The 21,507-nt window shown below is 59.5% G+C and carries 17 protein-coding genes; 16 read left to right on the top strand and 1 reads right to left on the bottom strand.

Going from position 1 to position 21,507, the window contains the following annotated elements; genetic code table 11:
- Positions 1-31: 31 nt before the first annotated feature.
- The 16 genes from yaaA to CKW20_RS27140 all read left to right on the top strand — a co-directional run bounded on the left by yaaA (position 32) and on the right by CKW20_RS27140 (position 20,541).
- Positions 32-811 carry a peroxide stress protein YaaA gene (gene yaaA / locus CKW20_RS27065; protein WP_095055622.1) on the top strand — a complete coding sequence of 260 codons (780 nt, stop codon included), beginning with the start codon at positions 32-34 and terminating at the stop codon, positions 809-811.
- Between the two features lie 821 nt (positions 812-1,632).
- On the top strand, positions 1,633-2,949 hold the full coding sequence (locus CKW20_RS27070; protein WP_095055623.1) for a nucleotide sugar dehydrogenase: 1,317 nt from the start codon (positions 1,633-1,635) through the stop codon (positions 2,947-2,949).
- Between the two features lie 222 nt (positions 2,950-3,171).
- The gene (alg8, locus tag CKW20_RS27075) at positions 3,172-4,653 is read left to right on the top strand and encodes a mannuronan synthase (RefSeq protein ID WP_371857457.1); all 1,482 of its coding nucleotides are present in this window, start codon (positions 3,172-3,174) and stop codon (positions 4,651-4,653) included.
- A gap of 35 nt (positions 4,654-4,688) precedes the next feature.
- Positions 4,689-5,858: an alginate biosynthesis protein Alg44 gene (locus CKW20_RS27080; protein WP_095055625.1), complete on the top strand. Its 1,170-nt coding sequence runs from the start codon at positions 4,689-4,691 to the stop codon at positions 5,856-5,858.
- 9 nt (positions 5,859-5,867) lie between these two features.
- On the top strand, positions 5,868-7,391 hold the full coding sequence (gene algK, locus CKW20_RS27085; RefSeq protein ID WP_176466965.1) for an alginate biosynthesis TPR repeat lipoprotein AlgK: 1,524 nt from the start codon (positions 5,868-5,870) through the stop codon (positions 7,389-7,391).
- Complete coding sequence (locus tag CKW20_RS27090) at positions 7,388-8,875, top strand: alginate export family protein (RefSeq protein WP_095055627.1); 1,488 nt, start codon at positions 7,388-7,390, stop codon at positions 8,873-8,875. The genes algK and CKW20_RS27090 overlap by 4 nt, the downstream gene beginning before the upstream one ends.
- Before the next feature lie 26 nt (positions 8,876-8,901).
- Positions 8,902-10,491 carry a mannuronan 5-epimerase AlgG gene (algG, locus tag CKW20_RS27095; protein WP_095055628.1) on the top strand — a complete coding sequence of 530 codons (1,590 nt, stop codon included), beginning with the start codon at positions 8,902-8,904 and terminating at the stop codon, positions 10,489-10,491.
- 10 nt (positions 10,492-10,501) lie between these two features.
- Positions 10,502-11,953 carry an alginate O-acetyltransferase gene (locus CKW20_RS27100; protein WP_095055629.1) on the top strand — a complete coding sequence of 484 codons (1,452 nt, stop codon included), beginning with the start codon at positions 10,502-10,504 and terminating at the stop codon, positions 11,951-11,953.
- A gap of 11 nt (positions 11,954-11,964) precedes the next feature.
- A complete protein-coding gene (locus CKW20_RS27105) occupies positions 11,965-13,098 on the top strand; it encodes a mannuronate-specific alginate lyase (RefSeq protein ID WP_095055630.1) in 1,134 nt (377 codons plus the stop codon).
- Between the two features lie 192 nt (positions 13,099-13,290).
- Complete coding sequence (locus CKW20_RS27110) at positions 13,291-14,856, top strand: MBOAT family protein (protein ID WP_095055631.1); 1,566 nt, start codon at positions 13,291-13,293, stop codon at positions 14,854-14,856.
- 11 nt (positions 14,857-14,867) lie between these two features.
- Positions 14,868-16,043 carry an alginate O-acetyltransferase gene (locus CKW20_RS27115; protein WP_095055632.1) on the top strand — a complete coding sequence of 392 codons (1,176 nt, stop codon included), beginning with the start codon at positions 14,868-14,870 and terminating at the stop codon, positions 16,041-16,043.
- Positions 16,044-16,058: 15 nt separating this feature from the next.
- Positions 16,059-16,724: an alginate O-acetyltransferase AlgF gene (locus CKW20_RS27120; protein WP_095055633.1), complete on the top strand. Its 666-nt coding sequence runs from the start codon at positions 16,059-16,061 to the stop codon at positions 16,722-16,724.
- Between the two features lie 189 nt (positions 16,725-16,913).
- A complete protein-coding gene (locus tag CKW20_RS27125; RefSeq protein ID WP_095055634.1) occupies positions 16,914-18,365 on the top strand; it encodes a mannose-1-phosphate guanylyltransferase/mannose-6-phosphate isomerase in 1,452 nt (483 codons plus the stop codon).
- A 288-nt stretch (positions 18,366-18,653) separates the two neighbouring features.
- Positions 18,654-19,118 (top strand): multidrug transporter, encoded by a 465-nt coding sequence (locus tag CKW20_RS27130; RefSeq protein ID WP_095055635.1) that lies wholly within the window; start codon positions 18,654-18,656, stop codon positions 19,116-19,118.
- Between the two features lie 30 nt (positions 19,119-19,148).
- Entirely contained in the window at positions 19,149-19,973 is an 825-nt protein-coding gene (locus CKW20_RS27135) for an SDR family oxidoreductase (RefSeq protein ID WP_095055636.1), read from the top strand.
- 169 nt (positions 19,974-20,142) lie between these two features.
- On the top strand, positions 20,143-20,541 hold the full coding sequence (locus tag CKW20_RS27140) for a DUF4440 domain-containing protein (protein WP_095055637.1): 399 nt from the start codon (positions 20,143-20,145) through the stop codon (positions 20,539-20,541).
- Positions 20,542-20,618: 77 nt separating this feature from the next.
- Here CKW20_RS27140 and CKW20_RS27145 read toward each other — a convergent pair whose 3' ends face one another.
- On the bottom strand, positions 20,619-21,482 hold the full coding sequence (locus tag CKW20_RS27145; RefSeq protein WP_095055638.1) for an HlyD family secretion protein: 864 nt from the start codon (positions 21,480-21,482) through the stop codon (positions 20,619-20,621).
- Positions 21,483-21,507 lie beyond the last annotated feature (25 nt).

Consider the following 21,507-nt stretch of genomic DNA (forward strand, 5'->3'; position numbering starts at 1 on the left):
AATCGCCACCACGATTAAAGGAGACGACTTCATGCTGATGGTGATTTCCCCCGCCAAGACCCTCGATTACGAAACACCGCCGGCGACCCAGCGTTTCACTCAACCGCAATACCTCGACCATTCCCAGGAGCTGATCCTGCAACTGCGCGACCTGACGCCGGCGCAGATCAGCGAGCTGATGCACGTCTCCGACAAGATTGGCGGTCTCAATGCTGCGCGTTTCGGCAGCTGGACCCCGGCCTTCACCCCAGCCAACGCCAAGCAGGCGTTGCTGGCATTCAAGGGCGATGTGTACACCGGCCTGAATGCACAAACCTTCAGCGAAGCCGATTTCGATTACGCCCAACAACACTTGCGCATGCTCTCCGGCCTGTATGGCCTGCTGCGCCCCTTGGACCTGATGCAGCCCTATCGGCTGGAAATGGGCACCAAACTGGCCAATGCCCGGGGCAAGGACCTGTACGCTTTCTGGGGCACGCGGATCAGCGAATGGCTGAACGAAGCGTTAGCCGATCAGGGCGACGACATGCTGCTGAACCTGGCCTCCAACGAGTACTTCTCGGCGGTCAAACGCAGTGCCTTGAACGCACGCATCATCAACACCGAGTTCAAGGATCTGAAAAACGGCCAGTACAAAATCATCAGCTTCTACGCGAAAAAGGCCCGCGGGATGATGAGTCGCTTCGTCATCGAAGAACGCATCAATGACCCGCTTGCTCTCAAGCAGTTCGACGTTCAGGGTTATCGCTACAGCAGCGAGCAGTCTAAACCGGACAATCTGGTGTTCCTGCGCGATCACGCACCGGAGTAATTGAAACCAGCACTCAGTCGGCGCACGACATCGGTTACTTCGTCGCGCGCCGCTCCTTTTACCCTCGAATACTCCTCGCCATTTTGACGCTTTATTGGCGCCAATAAAATATCACTTAATTTTCTAACTTTTGTTTCACTCGACAGTGGCCAATTTTTTCAGTAGTGGCACTGAAAAAATTTATGAGTAGTGGCAAAAAAATATCCAACGCAATAATACCCCTATATATAAAGGGCGAAACGGCACGTGCTATCAATATGAAAGCAGTGCCATCTTTTTCAATATTTCAAGAAATTTCAGAATTCGCGATGGGCGGACAGGAACTATGTCCAAATGCGCCGCTCATACCACCGGTAACGATTCTCTCGACGATTGTGCGAGATAACTTACGCAGAGAGGCGGTCCCGATAGCGAAGTTGTCACATTAACTTGAACTTATGGACCACTTATTTGGGCAACACATGAAGGACAGGAGATAACGCACCATTAATATCCCCTACAAGGCCACGGCTGCGCCCCTATAAACGTGCTCACCCGAGCACCCAACCGCTTGATTCAACGGGCCTGTGGCCTGGCATTGAGCGCGCAAGACCTTTGCACGGATGTCTTCTGAAAAGAGGATCGGCTGCATAACAGGGCAAGTCATAACAATAAGGCCTGGTTGCGCACACCTTGAGTGCACTTATTTAGACACTCGGAACTTAGTATGCCTGCACACGGCATTGCTGCGCCTTATAAGTCGCACTTCCGAGTGCACTACGACCGCTGAACACCATTAACTCCGGCCATGTAATGGCTTGATCAATATAGAGGTAAATGCGATGCGCATCAGCATATTTGGTTTGGGTTACGTCGGCGCAGTCTGTGCCGGTTGCCTGTCTGCACGGGGCCATGACGTCGTTGGCGTCGATGTTGCCAAAGACAAAATCGATATGATCAACGCAGGCAAATCGCCGATTGTTGAACCGGGTCTGGGCGAACTTCTGGCACAAGGTATCGAAACTGGCCGTCTGCGCGGCACAACCAACTTCGCCGAAGCGATTCGCGACACCGACCTGTCGATGATCTGCGTCGGTACGCCAAGCAAGAAGAACGGCGACCTGGAACTGAACTACATCGAAGCCGTGTGCCGCGAGATCGGTTTTGTCCTGCGTGACAAAACCACCCGCCACACCATCGTGGTTCGCAGCACCGTCCTGCCGGGCACCGTGGCAAACGTGGTGATCCCGATCCTCGAAGACTGCTCCGGCAAAAAAGCCGGTGTCGACTTCGGCGTGGCGGTCAACCCTGAGTTCCTGCGTGAAAGCACCGCGATCGCAGACTACGACCAGCCGCCAATGACCGTCATAGGCGAGTTCGACAAGGCCTCGGGCGACGTTCTGCAATCGCTGTACGAAGAACTCGACGCACCGATCATCCGCAAGGACATCGCCGTGGCCGAGATGATCAAGTACACCTGCAACGTATGGCACGCCGCCAAGGTGACCTTCGCCAACGAAATCGGCAACATCGCCAAGGCTGTCGGCGTCGACGGTCGCGAAGTGATGGACGTGGTCTGCCAGGACAAGACGCTGAACCTGTCCCAGTACTACATGCGCCCAGGCTTCGCGTTCGGCGGCTCCTGCCTGCCTAAAGACGTCCGCGCCCTGACCTACCGTGCCGGCTCCCTGGACGTGGAAGCACCGCTGCTCAACTCGCTGATGCGCAGTAACGAGTCCCAGGTGCAGAACGCGTTCGACATTGTCTCCAGCCACGACAAACGCAAAGTCGCCCTGCTCGGTCTGAGCTTCAAGGCCGGTACCGACGACCTGCGCGAAAGCCCGCTGGTCGATCTGGCGGAAATGCTGATCGGCAAGGGTTACGACCTGAGCATCTACGACAGCAACGTCGAATACGCCCGCGTTCACGGTGCGAACAAGGATTACATCGAGTCGAAGATTCCTCACGTCTCGTCCTTGCTCAACGCCGACTTCGACGAAGTGATCAACAACTCCGACGTGATCATCCTCGGCAACCGTGACGAGAAATTCCGCGCCCTGGCTCAGGAAGCGCCACACGGCAAGCAAGTGATCGACCTGGTTGGCTTCATGTCTCAAGCCACCAGCGTCAGTAAGCGCACCGAAGGTATCTGCTGGTAACACGCCTGTAGGAGCTGTCGAGTGAAACGAGGCTGCGATCTTTCCCGGGGCACTTGAGTCCTGAGTGAACCCAAAGACAAAGATCAAAAGATCACAGCCTGCGGCAGCTCCTACCGGGATTTCTGGCGTCATCCAGAGCGGGTGTCGCCAGTTTTCACAGGCCTGCCTTAACCCCATCGGGCCACCCCACAGGCTCGCCCGAGATCGAGACGGATGCAGATTATGCACAGGCTAAAGCACGGCCTACTTCAGGCCGCCGGTTGGCTGTTTTATCTAAGTTTACTGATGGGCATCGCCATGGCGCTGCCTGCGTCCACGTTCGACTCCGAGTCGAAGGACTTCATCTTCCTGATCGGTATCGTCGGTATCTGGCGCTACTCGATGGGTGCCACGCACTTTCTGCGCGGCATGCTGTTTCTGTACGTGGTCTACCCGCACCTGCGGCGCAAAGTGCGCAAGCTGGGCAAAGCGGCAGACCCGTCCCATGTGTTTCTGATGGTCACCAGTTTTCGTATCGATGCGCTGACCACCGCTCAGGTCTACAGCTCGGTAATCCGCGAGGCCATCGACTGCGAACTGCCGACCACCGTGGTCTGCTCCATCGTGGAAATGTCCGATGAGCTGCTGGTCAAGAGCCTCTGGAAACGCATGAACCCACCGCCACGGGTCAAGCTCGACTTCGTGCGCATTCCCGGCACGGGCAAACGCGATGGCCTGGCTTACGGTTTCCGCGCCATCTCGCGCCACCTGCCGGACGACCGCGCCGTGGTTGCCGTGATCGATGGCGACACCGTATTGGCCGAAGGCGTCGTGCTCAAGACCGTGCCGTGGTTCCAGCTGTTCGGCAATGTCGGCGGCCTGACCACCAACGAGTTCTGCGAAGTACGCGGCGGCTACATCATGAGCGAATGGCACAAACTGCGATTCGCCCAGCGCCACATCAACATGTGCTCGATGGCCCTGTCCAAGCGCGTGTTGACCATGACCGGGCGCATGTCGGTATTCCGCGCCTCCGTGGTCACCAACCCGGACTTCATCGCCGATGTGGAAAGCGACTCGCTGCAACACTGGCGTCTGGGCCGCTTCAAGTTCCTGACCGGTGACGACAAGTCGAGCTGGTTCAGCCTGATGCGTCTGGGCTTCGACACGTTCTACGTGCCGGATGCCGCGATCCACACCGTGGAACACCCGCCGGAAAAGAGCTTCATCAAGGCCAGTCGCAAACTGATGTTCCGCTGGTACGGCAACAACCTGCGGCAGAACTCCCGCGCCCTGGGCCTGGGGATGAAACGCCTCGGCCTGTTCACGTCGGTGGTGCTGTTCGATCAGCGCGTGTCGATGTGGACGTCCTTGCTGGGCCTTACCGTAGCGCTCATCGCCACCTTCAAATACGGCCCTGCGTTTCTCCTGGTTTATCTGCTGTGGATCGGCATCACCCGCCTGATCCTGACCGTGCTGCTGTCCTGCTCCGGTCACCGGATCGGCCCGGCCTACCCGGCGATTCTCTATTACAACCAGATCGTCGGCGCGCTGGTGAAGATCTACGTGTTCTTCCGCCTCGATCAACAGTCCTGGACTCGCCAGCCCACTTCTCTGACCCGTGATCTCGCCAGCTTTCAACGTTGGTTCAACACTTGGTCGTCTCGGACCATGACCTTCTCCGCCGGCAGCATTTTTGTCGCCGTGCTGCTGATGATGGTCTGACCGAACTCGCCTGAATTAACTAGGAAATCGCCCATATGAATACCGCCGTCAACAGCAACGTAGTGCATGAATCCGAAGCCCAGCGCCAACACGCCCGCGTGAAAATCCCGGCCAAGCTGCGTTTCTTCGGTCCTGACCGGACCCCGGTCGAAGCCCGGGTCATCGACCTTTCCGCTGGCGGCCTGGCGTTCAACGCCGGTCAGCTGCTGCTGAAGGTCGGCGATGTGCACAAGGCGCGCCTGCAATTCGTCATCGATAACCTCGGCCTGGCCATGGACGTGGAATTGCAAATCCGCTCCGTCGATCGCCAGACCGGTCGCACCGGTTGCCAGTTCCAGAACCTGGAACCCCGTGACATTTCCACTCTGCGCCACCTGATCACCTCGCACCTGGCCGGCGACATCGTCAGTGTGGGTGAAATGCTCGCGACCCTGCAGCGCGACAACTTCACCAAGGCGCGCAAGGTCAAGGATGGGGGCCACGGCATGACCCCGCTCGGCCGTCTGAAAGCGGTGACCTTCAGCGCCGGTATCTTCGTGGTCGGCCTGGTGGCGTTCGGTTTTATTTTCAAATCGGTGTACGGCATGTACTTCGTCAGCCACGCCCAGGCCGGCCTGGTCAGCGTGCAGGGCATGAACATCACCATGCCGCGCGACGGCACCGTACAGAGCCTGATCAAGGCTGACGGCGTTGCCGCCAAAGGCGCACCGCTGGCGACCTTCAGCACCAGCATGCTCGACGTACTCAAGGGCCATCTGGACGAAGGTCAACTGCAACCGTCCAAGGTTGAAGAACTGTTCGGCAAGCAAATGACCGGCACGTTGACTTCGCCGTGCGATTGCACCGTGTCTCAGCAACTGGTGGCTAACGGTCAGTACGCCAGCAAAGGCGACGTGATCTTCCAACTGGTGCCGCGCAACACCGAAGCCAACGTTGAAGCCCGCTTCTCCTATCGCCAATTCGGCGATGTGCGTCCTGGCACCACGGTCAGCTTCCAGATTGCCGGTGAAGACCAGACCCGTACCGGCAAGATCGTCAGCAGCACCAGCCTGAAAAGCGCCGACCTGTCATCCGACATCCGCGTGCAGATCAAACCTGACGAGCCGCTGGACAGCGCCTTCGCCGGTCGCCCGGTTGAAGTGAACAGCACCCGTGGCCCGAACCTGAACTGGCTGATCAACAAAGCTATGGCCGTCGGTCTTTAAACAGAGGACATGCCCGTGACCATTACAAAAATCCTGAACACACCGCACACCTTGTGGGAGCGGGCTTGCTCGCGAAGGGATCAACACGGTCTGCCTGATGCACCGCAGCGCCTGCTTCGCGAGCAAGTCGGGATGCCGCACCACCGCTCCCACAAGGGTGCATTCTGTGCACTGGCGTTAGCGGTGGGCCTTAGCGGCTGTGCCGGCCTGCCCGACCAGCGTCTGGCCAATGAAGCCCTCAAGCGCGGCGACACCACGCTGGCAGCGCAGAACTACCAGCAACTGGCAGACCTGGGTTACAGCGAAGCTCAGGTCGGCCTGGCCGATCTGCAAGTCGACAGCCGTGACCCGGCGCAAATCAAAAAGGCCGAGGCGACTTACCGCGCCGCGGCCAGCGTCTCGCCGCGGGCTCAGGCTCGCCTGGGTCGCTTGTTGGTGGCCAAACCCGGCGCCACCGAAGCAGAACACCAGGAAGCCGAAGCACTGTTGAAGAAAGCCGCGGCCAATGGCGAAGGCAACACCCTGATCCCGCTGGCGATGCTGTACCTGCAATACCCGCACAGTTTCCCCAACGTCAACGCCCAGCAGCAGATCACCCAATGGCGCGCCGAAGGCAAACCGGAAGCGGGTCTGGCGCAAGTGCTGCTCTATCGCACCCAGGGCACGTACGACCAGCACCTGGATGACGTGGAAAAAGTCTGCAAAGCGGCGTTGAACACCACCGACATCTGCTACGTCGAACTGGCCACGGTCTATCAGAAACGCGGCCAGCCAGAGCAACAGGCAGAACTGATCAAGCAGATGCAGGCTGGTCACAGCCGTGGCGTCGTCACTGCGCAACGTGTGGACAGCGTGGCCCGGGTGCTGGGCGATGCAAACCTGGGCAAGACCGACGAGAAAACCGCTCAGTCGCTGCTCGAAGGCATCGCACCTGGCTACCCGGCGTCCTGGGTCAGCCTCGCGCAATTGCTCTACGACTTCCCTGAACTGGGCGACGTCGACGCCATGATGAAGTACCTGGACAACGGCCGCGCCGCCGACCAGCCGCGTGCCGAACTGCTGCTGGGCAAGCTCTACTTCGAAGGAAAAATGGTGCCGGCCGATGCCAAAGTCGCCGAAGAGCACTTCAAGAAAGCTGTCGGCCGTGAAGTCGCCGCCGATTACTACCTCGGCCAGATTTATCGCCGTGGTTTCCTGGGCAAGGTCTATCCGCAGAAAGCCCTGGATCACCTGCTGACCGCTGCGCGCAACGGCCAGAACAGTGCCGATTTCGCCATCGCCCAATTGTTCTCTCAAGGCAAAGGCACCCGACCCGACCCGGTCAACGCTTATGTCTTCAGCCAATTGGCCAAGGCTCAAGGCACCCCGCAAGCCAATGAGCTTGCGCAAACACTCGAAGCGCAACTGCCGCCTGACCGGCTGGCCGAGGCCCAACGCCTGCTCAAACAAGAGCAGGCCATTCGTAGCACCGTGAGTCCGGACACGCTGGAACTGCACGCCCTGCAAGAAGAAGACGGCGAGGAATCCCTATGAAGCTCAATCCTTTCGTGAAGGCCGGTATTGGCCTGACATTCGCTCTGCTGTGGTCGTGCCCGACCCTGGCAGCCCTGACCGAAGACAAGAACTTCGGCCTCGAAGTCAAAGTTACCGGCCAGTCCGAAGACGACCGTGACCTGGGCACCGCCAGCGGCGGCGACGTTTCCGGTGTTGGCCTCGACCTGCGTCCATGGGTATACGGCGAGAGCGGCGCGTGGAGCGCCTACGCCATGGGCCAGGCCGTGACGTCCACCGACATCATCGAAACGGACACCCTGCAACAATCCGACAACGACGGTACCCAGACCACCGACAATGGTGATCGCAAAACCAAGAAAAACTACCTGGCGATGCGCGAGTTCTGGGTCGGCTACAGCGGCCTCACGCCCTACCCTGGCGAGATCCTCAAGCTCGGTCGCCAACGCCTGCGCAACGACGATGGTCAATGGCGCGATACCAACATCGAAGCCCTGAACTGGACCTTCGACACCACCCTGTTGCGCGCTAACGTCGGTATCGCCGAGCGCTTCAGCGAATACCGCACCGACTTGAAAGAGCTGGCACCCAAAGACAAGGATCGCCTGCACGTTTTCGGCGACGTGGCCACTCAATGGTCGCCGGGTAACTGGGTCGGCATTCGCGGTCATCACACCCACGATGACGGCAAGCTCGACTACCCGGAGCCGGGCGTGGCCGGCGATTCGCTGGATAAAAAACAGAACGGCGATATCAGCTGGCTCGGCCTTACCGCCGACAGCGACGCCTACAACTGGCGCAACACCAACACCGTCAATTACTGGGGCAGCATCACCGGTATGAGCGGCGACACCGACACGGTCAACCCGCTGAACGCCGATGGCACCCGCCCGACCGAAGCCAAACGCGGTGAAGACCTCAATGGCTGGGCCACCGATATCGGCCTGCGTTTGCGCCTTGATCCGCAGTGGCAAGTCGGTGCGGCGTATGCCCGTGCCAGCGCCGAGTACGAACAGACCGGCCTGGAAAGCAATCGCTCGAACTACACCGGTACACGCTCGCGGGTTCACCGTTTCGGCGAAGCCTTCCGTGGCGAAATGAACAACATGCAGACCGCTACCTTGTTCGGCTCGTGGATGCTCAACGACGAATACGACGCCAGTCTGATCTACCACAAGTTCTGGCGCGTCGACGGCAACAAGCCGGTGGGCAGCAATGGCATCAACGCCGTCGAAAACAACACCGACGACGTGACCGGCGCGATCCTCTCCAGCACCTCGCTGCCGCTGGAAGATGGCAACAAAGACCTCGGTCAGGAAATGGACCTGGTCGTCACCAAGTACTTCAAGCAAGGCCTGCTGCCGGCTTCGTTGAGCCAGTCGATCGATGAGCCTTCGGCGCTGGTGCGGTTCCGTGGCGGTGTGTTCAAGCCTGGCGATGCGTATGGCAAAGAAGTCGACTCCTACATGCACCGCGCGTTTGTCGACGTGGTCTGGCGCTTCTGATGCAAACCGCGAAGGGAGTGCCCGACATGAACAGTGCCAAGAAAGGCTCGATCAGCCTGCTGGCCGGCGCGCTGCTGCTCGCCAGCGCAGCCGCCTTCGCCACCGTCGAACCGGCCAAGCCTGTGCAACAGGGCAAATCGGCGACCATAGCCAAAGGGCTGCAACAGGCCAAGACCTACACCGTCAGCAGCGCGCCAACCGCGCCGCTGGACCTGGCCAAGCCGAAACTGCCGGACACCTCGGGCTACACCGCCGAAGCCATCGCCGCGAAAATCGTGCGCACCAAGCCCGGCAAAATCAGCGTGCGCCGGATGATGCAGGAAAACGCCCTGAAGGACTTCATCGGCGGCGACAACAAGATGGCCGAGTGGGTGGTGCGTCAGCATGGCATCCCGCAGGCGATCTTCGTCGACGACGGCTACATGAACCTCAAGGACCTGGCGAAGACGGTGCCCAAGCAGTACTTCAGCGAAACCTCGCCGGGCGTGTTCCTGGCGAAGTTGCCGATCGTGGTGGGTAACAAGGGCATTCTGGAAATCGACAAGCAGACCCAGGAATTGCGCCTGTCCCAAGAGGCCGGTTCGTTCCTGGTCAACGACGGCCAGCTGTTCGTGCGTGATACCAAAATCACCGGCTGGAGCGAGAAGGCAAACGGCCCGGCGGCCTTCAAGTCGCCCAAGGAGTTCCGTCCGTTCCTGCTGTCCTGGGGTGGCACCGAGACCTACATCGCCAACAGCAAGATCGCCAGTTTCGGCTACGCCAACAGTAAGTCCTACGGCGTGAGTATTTCCCAATACACGCCGAACATGGCCAAGGTGCTCAAGCGTCCTGAACCGTCCGGCTGGATCGTCGGCTCCGAGTTCTCGGACATGTGGTACGGCTTCTACTGCTACGAAACCCGCGACTTCGTGGTCAAGGGCAACACCTACAAAGACAACATCGTCTACGGCATCGACCCGCATGACCGGTCGCATGGCCTGATCATTGCCGACAACACGGTGTTCGGTACGAAGAAGAAGCACGGGATCATTATTTCCCGAGAGGTCAACGACAGCTTCATCTTCAACAACCGCAGCTACGACAACAAGTTGTCGGGCCTGGTGATCGACCGTAACAGCGTGAACAACCTGATCGCCTACAACGAGATCTACAAGAACCACACCGATGGCATCACCCTCTATGAGAGTGCCGACAACCTGTTGTGGGGCAACAAGGTGATCAGCAACAAGCGCCACGGCATCCGTATTCGTAACAGCGTGAACATTCGCCTGTACGAAAACATCTCGATGGCCAACGGCCTGACCGGTGTCTACGGGCACATCAAAGACCTGACCGACACCGACCGGGACATCAAGCTCGACCCGTTCGATGCCCAGGTGTCGCTGATCGTGGTCGGCGGTGAACTGGCCGCCAATGGCAGCGGACCGCTGTCGATCGACTCGCCGCTGAGTGTCGAGTTGTACCGTGTGTCCATGCTCGCGCCGACCAAATCCAGCGGTATCAGCTTCTCGGGGATCCTCGGCGAGCGCCAGGATGAAATTCTCGATCTGCTGGTGCGCCAGCAGAAAGCCGTGCTGATCGACCCTGTCGAACGCCAGACCGAAATGCGGGACTGAGGATAATTTTATGCACCCACACTTGATCAAATTACTCAGCCTGTCGGCCCTGACCGCGGGCATTCTCGCGGCCAGCACTGGCGTACGTGCCGAAGACGCCAAAGCACCCAGCTTCAAGGCCGAGGATTGCTGCAATCTGTGCCCGGCAGCCCACGACGCGAAGAACTACACCACCCGCTATCAGCAGAACTTCACCACGCTGGTGCAGGCGCAAGGCGATTGGCTGTTCCGTACGCAAGAAGACTTGCGCACCGAGTTCGACACCACCCCCGCCGGCTACAAACGCATGAAGCAACTGCACGATGCGTTCAAGAGCAAAGGCGTGGAATTGGTCATCGTTTACCAGCCGACCCGTGGCCTGGTGAACCGCAACAAACTCAACCCGGCGGAAAAGGCCAGCTACGACTTTGACAAGGCGTTGAGGAACTACAAGACCATGCTCGGGCGTTTCGCGCAGATGGGTTACGTGGTCCCGGACCTGTCGCCGCTGACCAACGAATCGCTGCCCGAGACCCTGCCGGCTCACGATTTCTATTTCCGCGGCGACCAGCACTGGACGCCGTACGGCGCCCAGCGCACAGCTAAAATTGTCGCCGAGAAGGTCAAGCAATTGCCGGCCTTCGCCGACGTTCCCAAGCGTGAATTCGAGACCCATAAGTCGGGTCGCATGGGCAAGACCGGAACGTTACACAACATGGCTGGTCAACTCTGTGGCACCAGCTACGCGATCCAGTACATGGATCAGTTCACCACCGAGCCCAAAGGCGAAGCGGGCGATGGCGATCTGTTCAGTGATTCCGGCAATCCGGAAATCACCCTGGTCGGCACCAGCCACAGTGGCAAGAACTACAACTTCGCCGGTTTCCTCGAAGAGGCCATCGGCGCCGACATCCTCAACGTGGCGTTCCCCGGTGGTGGCTTCGAAGGTTCGATGCTGCAGTACCTGGGCAGCGAAGAGTTCCAGACCAAACCACCGAAAATCCTCATCTGGGAATTCTCGCCACTTTATCGCCTCGATCAGGAAACCATCTACCGCCAGATGATGGCGCTGCTGGACAACGGCTGCGAAGGCAAAGAGGCACAGATGAGCGCCAGCGCCACGCTGAAGCCGGGCAAAAACGAATTGATGGTCAACAGCAAGAACCTGGACCTGCGCAACAGCAGCCACCAGGTCGATATCCGCTTCGCCGACACCTCGGTGAAAACCTTGCAAGCCACCCTCTGGTACATGAATGGTCGCCACGAGGACATCAAGATCGACAAACCGGAAACCTCCGACACCGACGGGCGTTTCGCCTTCGAGTTGCGCACGGACGAAGACTGGGCCTCGCAGAATCTGCTGGCCGTCGAAGTCCAGGGACCTGAAAAAGCAGGCACCGCGCCGCAGAAAGTCGAAGCGAAAATCTGCAAACGCAACGTGTTCTCCGGCAACGGGCAGCGTACCGCTCAAGCCGGGCAATGAGGTCACCTCTTATGAACTGCATGCACACCCGAACGCTGAAACGAATGCTCGCGCCGTCCCTGCTGACGCTGGCGATGTTCGCCGGCGCCACGCAGGCCGCCGCGCCACTGCGCCCGCCACAGGGTTACTTCGCGCCAATTGAAAAAGTCAAAACCGGCGACAAGAGTGAACGTTGTGATGCGGTGCCAACGCCCTATACCGGCGCCCTGCAATTTCGCAGCAAATACGAAGGCTCCGACAAGGCCCGTTCGACCCTGAACGAAGCATCGGAAAAAGCTTTCCGCGAGGCCACCGCCGACATCACCAAGATCGAACGCGGCATCAGCAAACAAGTGATGCAGTTCATGCGCGACGGTCGCCCGGAACAACTGGAATGCACCCTCAACTGGTTAACCGCCTGGGCCAAGGCTGATGCATTGATGTCCAAGGACTTCAACCACACCGGCAAGTCCATGCGCAAATGGGCGTTGGGTAGCATGGCTTCGTCCTATGTCCGCCTGAAGTTCTCTGATTCGCGTCCGCTGGCCAATCACCAGCAAGAGGCGCAGGTGATCGAAGCCTGGTTCAGCAAAATGGCTGATCAGGTGGTTAGCGATTGGGACAACCTGCCACTCGAGCAAACCAACAACCATTCGTACTGGGCCGCCTGGTCGGTGATGGCCACCTCGGTCGCCACCAACCGCCGCGACCTGTTCGACTGGGCCGTCAAGGAATACAAGGTCGGCATCAATCAGGTCGACGCCCAAGGCTTCCTGCCCAACGAGCTCAAGCGCCAGCAACGCGCCCTCGCCTATCACAACTATGCCCTGCCGCCGCTGGCGATGATCGCCAGTTTCGCCCAGGTCAACGGTGTCGATTTGCGTCAGGAAAATAACGGCGCCTTGAAACGCCTGGGTGATCGCGTGCTTGCAGGCGTGGAAGACCCGGATGAATTCGAGGAGAAGAACGGCAAGGACCAGGACATGACGGACCTGAAAGTCGACTCGAAATTTGCCTGGCTCGAGCCGTTCTGCTCGCTCTACACCTGCACGCCGGATGTGCTGGCGCAGAAACACAAAATGCAGCCGTTCAAGACCTTCCGCCTCGGTGGGGATTTGACCAAGGTCTACGACCCGGCCAGCGCAAAAGGCAACAAAGGCTCTTAGGGTTGATCGTTCCCACGCTCCTCGTGGGAATGCAGCCCGTGACGCTCCGCGTCACATGCCGAAGCGGACGCAGAGCGTCCAGTGAGGCATTCCCACGCAGAGCGTGGGAACGATCGTAACTCTCCAGATTTTCGTGGGGGGTTTGGGGGGGCCGTTGGCCCTTGACTGTTGGTTAAACATGGAGAGATCGGGATGGTATTTTCATCCAACGTGTTCCTGTTTCTGTTCTTGCCGATCTTTCTCGGCATGTACTACCTGAGCGGAATACGCTATCGCAACTTGCTGCTGCTGATTGCCAGCTACGTGTTCTACGCCTGGTGGCGTGTGGACTTCCTTGCGCTGTTCGCAGCCGTCACGCTGTGGAACTACTGGATCGGCCTGAAAGTCGGTGCGGCAGGCGTTCGGACCAAACCGGCCCAGCGCTGGCTGCTCCTGGGCGTGGGCATCGACCTGTGCATCCTCGGCTACTTCAAGTACGCCAACTTCGGCGTCGACAGCATCAACGCGATGATGACCTCGGTCGGTTTGTCGCCGTTCATCCTGACCCACGTGCTGTTGCCGATCGGAATCTCGTTCTACATCTTCGAGTCCATCAGCTACATCATCGATGTCTACCGCGGTGACACCCCGGCAACCCGCAACCTGATCGACTTTGCCGCTTTCGTGGCGATCTTCCCGCACCTGATCGCAGGTCCGGTATTGCGCTTCCGCGATCTCGCCGACCAGTTCAACAACCGCACCCATACCCTCGACAAGTTCTCCGAGGGTTGCACGCGGTTCATGCAGGGGTTCATCAAGAAAGTCTTCATCGCCGACACCCTGGCGGTGGTGGCCGACCATTGCTTCGCCTTGCAGAACCCGACCACGGGCGACGCCTGGCTCGGCGCCCTGGCTTATACCGCGCAGCTGTACTTCGACTTCTCCGGCTACAGCGACATGGCGATTGGTCTGGGCTTGATGATGGGTTTCCGCTTCATGGAAAACTTCAAACAGCCGTACATCAGCCAGTCGATCACCGAGTTCTGGCGGCGCTGGCACATCAGCCTGTCGACCTGGTTGCGTGACTATCTGTACATCACCCTCGGCGGTAACCGTAAAGGCACGCTGATGACCTATCGCAACCTGTTCCTGACCATGCTGCTCGGTGGTCTGTGGCACGGCGCGAACATCACCTACATCATCTGGGGTGCGTGGCATGGCATGTGGCTGGCGATCGAAAAAGCCATCGGCCTGAACACTTCGCCGCGCAGCTTCAACCCGGTCCGTTGGGCCTTGACGTTCCTGCTGGTGGTGATGGGTTGGGTGATCTTCCGCGCAGAAAACCTGCACGTCGCCGGTCGTATGTACGGCGCGATGTTCAGCTTCGGCGACTGGTCGCTGTCGGAACTCAACCAGGCCAGCCTCACTGGTCTGCAAGTGGCGACCCTGGTGGTGGCTTACGCAACCCTGGCGTTCTTCGGTCTGCGTGATTTCTACAGCAACCAGCCGCCGGTCAAGACCAAGCCTGCCGCGAACACCGAGACCGATGGTCCTGCCGCGGCTACGCCTGGAATGATCAAAGCCGTACCGGGCGACAACCCGGCCAGCATCCACGAACCGGGTTACACCGTCGGCGTTGAAGCGACTGTGCAACCGGCCTACTGGACCGCTGACTGGTCCCGTTACGTGATGCGCGCCCTGGTACTGCTGCTGTTTATCGCCTCGATTCTCAAACTCTCGGCGCAAAGCTTCTCGCCGTTCCTTTACTTCCAGTTCTGAGGGATCTGACTATGACCCGCTCATTACGCATCTTCTACATCGCCCTGTTCATGGTGACCTTGTTGGCCTTGGGCGTGTGGTCGGTACGCAGCTTCTTCGGCTTCAGTACCAACGCCGATGCGACCGTGCTCAACGGTCGCTGGAGCAAAGCCGTCGAGACGCACTACGACGACGAGTTCCCGATCAAGCGCTTGGGCACCAATCTTTGGGCTGCCCTGGATTTCAAACTGTTCAACGAAGGTCGTCCGGGCGTGGTGCTCGGTCGCGATCAGTGGCTCTACAGCGATGAAGAGTTCCACCCGATCGTCAACGAAGAGTTGAACCTGCAAGGCAACTACGCGCTGGTCGAAGGCGTGCGCCAGACCTTGAAAAAGCAAGGCGTGCAATTGGTGATGGCGATTGTTCCGGCCAAGACGCGTCTGTACCCGGAACATCTGGGTGAAGTGAAGCCGGCGAGTATCCACGCCAATCTGTACAAGGACTTCCACGCTCGTGTCGCGGCCACCAAGATCCTCGCCCCTGACCTGCTCGGCCCGCTGCAAAAGGGCAAGCAAGACGGTCAGCAAGTGTTCCTGCGCACCGACACCCACTGGACCCCGGAAGGCGCGCAAATCGCTGCCCAGACCCTGGCCAAAACCATTGCCGACAAGGCTCCGCTCAGCGGCGAACCGCAAAATTTCGTCACCGAACCTGCGGAGAAGGTGACGCACAAGGGTGACCTGCGGTTGTTCCTGCCGCTCGACCCGCTGTTCGAAAACCTGATGCCGGCCCAAGAGCCTTTGCAGAAGCGCAACACCGTGGCTGCGCAAGATCAGCCTGCCGGTGACGACGCCCTGTTCGCCAACACTGAAGTGCCGGTGGCCCTGATCGGCACCAGTTACAGCGCCAACCCGAACTGGAACTTCATCGGTGCGCTGAAAGAGGCACTGCACAGCGACGTGGTCAGCTACGCCGAAGACGGCCATGGCCCGATTCTGCCGATGCTCAGCTACCTGAAAAGCGACGCCTTCAAGAACAGCCCGCCACAAGTGCTGATCTGGGAGTTCCCTGAACGATATCTGCCTGTGAACAACGAAATCGGTGACGCCGACCCGCAGTGGGTCGCAGAGCTTAAACAAGCCGGCGCACGCCAACAAAACGTAGCTGCAAACACTAAATCCGAGACGCCCGACCGGGCGCAAAACTGAAAGAGAGGTACTTCCATGACTTTCACTACTACTCCTCGCCGTCTCGCTGCTCGCTCCATCAAGGCAGTTGCCCTTGTCGCCGGCATGAGCGTCCTGTCGATTCAGGCCTTTGCCGGTGACGCCGCGCTCTACGGCCCGACCGCACCGAAAGGTTCGAGCTTTGTGCGTATCTACAACGCCAGCAATGCTGAAGTCAGCGCCACTGTTGGCACCACCAACCTGAGTGAAGTCGCGCCGCTGTCCAGCAGCGACTTCAGCTTCATGCCGGGCGGCGATTACAGCGCCAAGGTCGGCAGCCAGACCCTGCCGGTGAAACTGGCCAGCGACCACTATTACACCCTGGTCAACAACGCCAGCGGCACGCCGCAACTGATCGAAGAACCACCGTTCAAGAACAAGCAGAAATCCCTGGTGCGCGTGCAGAACCTCAGCGACAAGGCCCTGACCCTGAAAACCGCCGACGGCAAGACCGAGGTGGTCCCGTCTGTGGCAGCCAAGGGCCGTGGCGAACGTGAAATCAACCCGGTGAAAGTCAGCCTGGCGCTGTACGACGGCGCCACCAAAGTCGGCGACCTGAAACCGGTTGCCCTGGAACGCGGTGAAGCCGCGGTGCTGTACGTCACCGGTAGCGGCAGCAGCCTGTCGCCAGTCTGGGTCAAGCGCCCGGTGTCGACGCGCTAACACCTTTACCGGATTGCTGACCGCCCCCTGTAGGAGCTGGCTTGCCAGCGACGGCGTCCTCAAGGCCCCTTCGCCGGCAAGCCGGCTCCTACAAAAGGAATGAGTCAAGCATTCGGACACGGAACAAGAACAAGAGTGAAACGACAGAACGCAGTAGCTCTAACCAATCGATTTTGAAGGAGTAACAACATGATTCCGGTGATCTTGTCAGGTGGTAGCGGCTCACGTCTTTGGCCGCTTTCGCGTAAGCAATTCCCCAAGCAATTCCTCGCCCTGACCGGCGAACACACGCTGTTCCAGCAAACCCTGGAACGCCTGGTGTTCGAAGGCATGGATACCCCGATCGTGGTCTGCAACAAAGATCACCGCTTCATCGTCAACGAGCAGCTGAGTGCCCGCAACCTGGACACCCAGCGCATCCTGATGGAACCCTTCGGCCGCAACACCGCACCGGCAGTGGCCCTGACCGCGATGATGCTGGTCAATGAAGGTCGCGACGAGTTGATGCTGGTGCTGCCGGCCGACCACGTGCTGGAAGACCAGAAAGCCCTGCAACGCGCACTGGCCCTGGCCACTGTGGCAGCCGAGCGTGGCGAGATGGTGCTGTTCGGCGTGCCGGCGACCAAGCCGGAAACCGGTTACGGCTACATCAAGTCCACCAACGATGCCCTGCTGCCGGAAGGCGTCAGCCGTGTCTCGCACTTCGTCGAAAAACCCGACGTGAAACGCGCCACCGAATTCGTCCAGTCCGGTGGTTACTTCTGGAACAGCGGCATGTTCCTGTTCCGCGCCAGTCGTTTCCTAGAAGAACTGAAAAAACACGATCCGGACATCTACGACACCTGCATGCTGACGCTGGAACGTAGCGCACAGGATGCTGACACTGTCGATATTGACCCTGCCACCTTCGCCTGCTGCCCGGACAATTCCATCGACTACTCGGTGATGGAAAAAACCCAGCGCGCCTGCGTGGTACCGCTGACCGCAGGCTGGAGCGATGTCGGTTGCTGGTCGTCGCTGTGGGAGGTCAATGAAAAAGACGCCAACGGTAACGTCACCAAGGGCGATGTGGTCATCCAGGACAGCAAAAACTGCATGATCCACGGCAACGGCAAACTGGTGTCGGTGATCGGCCTGGAAAACATCGTAGTCGTCGAAACCAAGGACGCCATGATGATCGCCCACAAGGACAAGGTCCAAGGCGTCAAACAGATGGTCAACACCCTCAATGAACAGGGCCGCAGCGAAACCCAGACCCACTGCGAAGTCTATCGTCCGTGGGGCTCCTACGACTCGGTGGACATGGGCGGCCGCTTCCAGGTCAAGCGCATCTCGGTCAAACCGGGCGCGTGCCTGTCGCTGCAGATGCACCACCACCGCGCCGAACACTGGATCGTGGTCAGCGGCACCGCCGAAGTGACCTGCGACGAAAACGTGTTCCTGCTCACTGAAAACCAGTCGACCTACATCCCGATCGCCTCGGTCCACCGCTTGCGCAATCCAGGCAAGATCCCGCTGGAAATCATCGAAGTGCAATCGGGCAGCTATCTGGGTGAAGACGATATCGAGCGGTTTGAAGATATCTACGGTCGCTCCACCCCGATCGAACGTGGCGTGTCGGTGAAAACCATCGTGCAGTAACGTTCAGTAAGACCTTAAGCCCCCGTCCAGCCCGCTGCGTTCCCTATCCGCAGTGGGTTGGGCGGGGGCTTTTTTTTAGGTTTTTTGTTGCCTCAACTGGCCTCATCGCGAGCAGGCTCGCTCCCACAGGGGGTTTGCGTCGTTCACCGAATCAGAGTCCGAACTCGGTCAATGTAGGAGCGAGCCTGCTCGCGATGGGGCCTGACCAGCCGCCGCTGAATGAATGACCATCGCCAATTCCACCTACGCTTAGGTAGGATGCTCTTTCCCTTCCCGAGGTTTCGCGTCATGTTCATCGGCGTCCTGCTGGTCATTACCTGGCTGATCCTGCTGCTGCGCTATCCGGCCAAGGCTGTCCCGGTGTCCATGGCGGCCGCCGTCGGATTGGGCTTGGTGGCGATGTGGGTGTTCTGGCTGGACACCCGCGAGGTCAAGCAACTGGCGCGCCTTGAGCTGCGCATCACCTACGCGCCCGAACACTGTCCAGCGGATCGCCCCTTGAAGCTGACGATGAACAACGGCAACGATGTGCCGCTGACCGAACTGCGCTGGCGCATCGCCGCTTATGCACCGGGCGATACGGTCAATCTGGCTGACAATCAATACGCCGCACCGCGCTATCGCGGCCCCGGCGAATTGCAGGCCGGCGGCAATTGGGAGGACTGTTTGCCAATGCCGCCCCTGCGCCCCGGTTATCGCCCGCAAACCCTGGAGTTTCGCGCCGAGCGTTTGCAGGGTAGTTTCTCCGACTGATCCCTTTTCTTTTGCACAAGGACCGCGCCCATGCCCATTGCGTTGATTACCGGTTGCTCCAGCGGCATTGGCCGTGCCCTCGCCGATGCCTTCAAAGGTGCCGGTTACGAAGTCTGGGCCAGCGCCCGCAAGGCTGAAGACGTAGCCGCTTTAACCGCCGCCGGGTTCACCGCCGTGCAACTGGATGTGAACGATGGTCCGGCACTCGAACAACTGAGCGAGCGGATCAATCAGCAGCGCGGCGGCCTCGATGTGCTGATCAACAACGCCGGTTATGGCGCCATGGGGCCGCTGCTCGATGGCGGTGTGCCGGCCATGCAGCGCCAATTCGAAACCAATGTGTTTGCGATCGTCGGCGTCACTCGCGCGATGTTCCCGGTGCTGCGTCGCGCCAGGGGCCTGGTAGTGAACATCGGCAGCGTGTCCGGAGTTCTGGTCACGCCGTTTGCCGGCGCCTACTGCGCCTCGAAAGCTGCGGTGCATGCCTTGAGCGATGCATTGCGCATGGAACTGGCGCCGTTTGGCGTGCGGGTCATGGAAGTTCAGCCGGGAGCCATTGCTTCCAGTTTCGCCAAGAATGCCGGCAATGAGGCTGAGCAACTGATCACCGAGCACTCGCCGTGGTGGCCGCTGCGCGAAGGTATTCGTGCGCGGGCCAAGGCGTCTCAGGATAAGCCGACCCCAGCCAGTGAGTTTGCGGCCGGGTTGCTCAAGGCTGTGCAGCAGAGCAAGCCGCCGCGTCTGGTGCGTTTGGGTAACGGCAGCCGGGCATTGCCGTTGATGGCGGGGTTGTTGCCCAAGGGATTGCTGGAGTCGGGTTTGATGAAGCGGTTCGGGTTGCGCGGGCAGCTTTGAGACCGGGTTGACGCGTTCGCGGGCAAGCCTCGCTCCTACAGGTTATGCCTCGCCCGCGGCAACCCCGGTCCTGTGTCGTTCGCAATACCCCCGGCAACCCCGATCCTGTAGGAGCGAGGCTTGCCCGCGAAGGCGTCAGAACAGACTTTGCAGACTTTCAGGAAACAACATGACCGACTACACCGAATACTTTGACGAAGTGATCCAGGCTCACATAGCCATCGAGCAATGGTTGGCCGAGGAGCGAGACGCGTCCGAGCTTAAGCTATTGCTGACGCGTTTTTCGCCGCGGTTTTCCATGATCTCGCCATTGGGCCGGGTGCTGGATTTCGAGGCGTTGAATGAATTGTTTCTGCTGGCGGGCGGGAAGAAGCTCGGGTTCAGGATTGAGCTCAGCGAGTTGCGAGGTGTCGCGCTGTACGACGGTGGCGCAGTGGTGAGTTATCGCGAGCAGCAGACCGATGCGACGGGGCTGCATTCTGATCGGCGATCCTCGGTGGTGTTTGAAAAACAGGCCGATGGCAAGGTGCTTTGGCGGCATTTGCATGAGACGTTTTGCAAGGAGTGAACTGTCGCCATCTGCCTGAGGGACCGAGTCGCCCCATTCGCGGGCTTGCTCGCGAAGCAGACGACTCGGTCTGTCAGTTACCCCTCGACAGCCTGTTTCACCACAACCGTACAAGTAATCCCCGCCGCCAACAGCACGCCCTCTGGCACTTCATCAATGTGAATCCGCACCGGCACCCGCTGCGCCAAACGCACCCAGTTGAAGGTTGGGTTCACGTCGGCGATCAGCTCGCGGCTTTGCGGGTTGTCGCGGTCGTAGATGCCGCGAGAAATGCTTTCCACATGCCCCTTGAGCACTTCGCCGCTCATCAGTTGCATCTCGGCTTTATCGCCCACGCGCACGCGGGGCAATTTGGTTTCTTCGAAAAAGCCATAAACCCAGAACGAGTTCATGTCGACCACCGCCATTTTCGCTTCGCCGATGCGCGCGTAGTCACCGCGATGGACGTTGAGGTTGGTGACGTAGCCGTCCACCGCGGCGCGTACTTCGGTGCGTTTGAGGTTCAGTTCAGCGGCTTCCAATTGCGCTTGGGCGTGCTGGTAATCGGCCAGGGCCGAGTCGGCGATGTTGGTGGCGTCGTCGCGGTTTTCCCTGGAGATCACCAGGTTGTCGAGATCGGCGCGGCGATGGGCGTTGACCTTGCGCATCTCCCACGTGGCTTTGCGCGAAGCCACCAGCGACTGCGCCTGTTTCACCGCGATGCGGTAGTGGTCGGGGTCGATGCGCATCAGCAAATCGCCCTTCTTCACCAACTGATTGTCGCGCACCGGCACCTCCACCACTTCACCGGTAACGTCGGCGGCGACGTTGATGATGTCGGCGCGCACCCGGCCGTCGCGGGTCCAGGGGGTGTTCATGTAATGCACCCACAGGGTCCGGCCGATCCACAGGGCAAGGGCCAACACCAGCAGGGTCGCGAGCAGGCTGAAAAGCTTTTTCATCGGGGCCTTCTTCAGAAATAGAGAG

The organism is Pseudomonas sp. Irchel s3b2 (assembly GCF_900187445.1).
In the GTDB taxonomy this organism is placed as follows: Bacteria; Pseudomonadota; Gammaproteobacteria; order Pseudomonadales; family Pseudomonadaceae; genus Aquipseudomonas.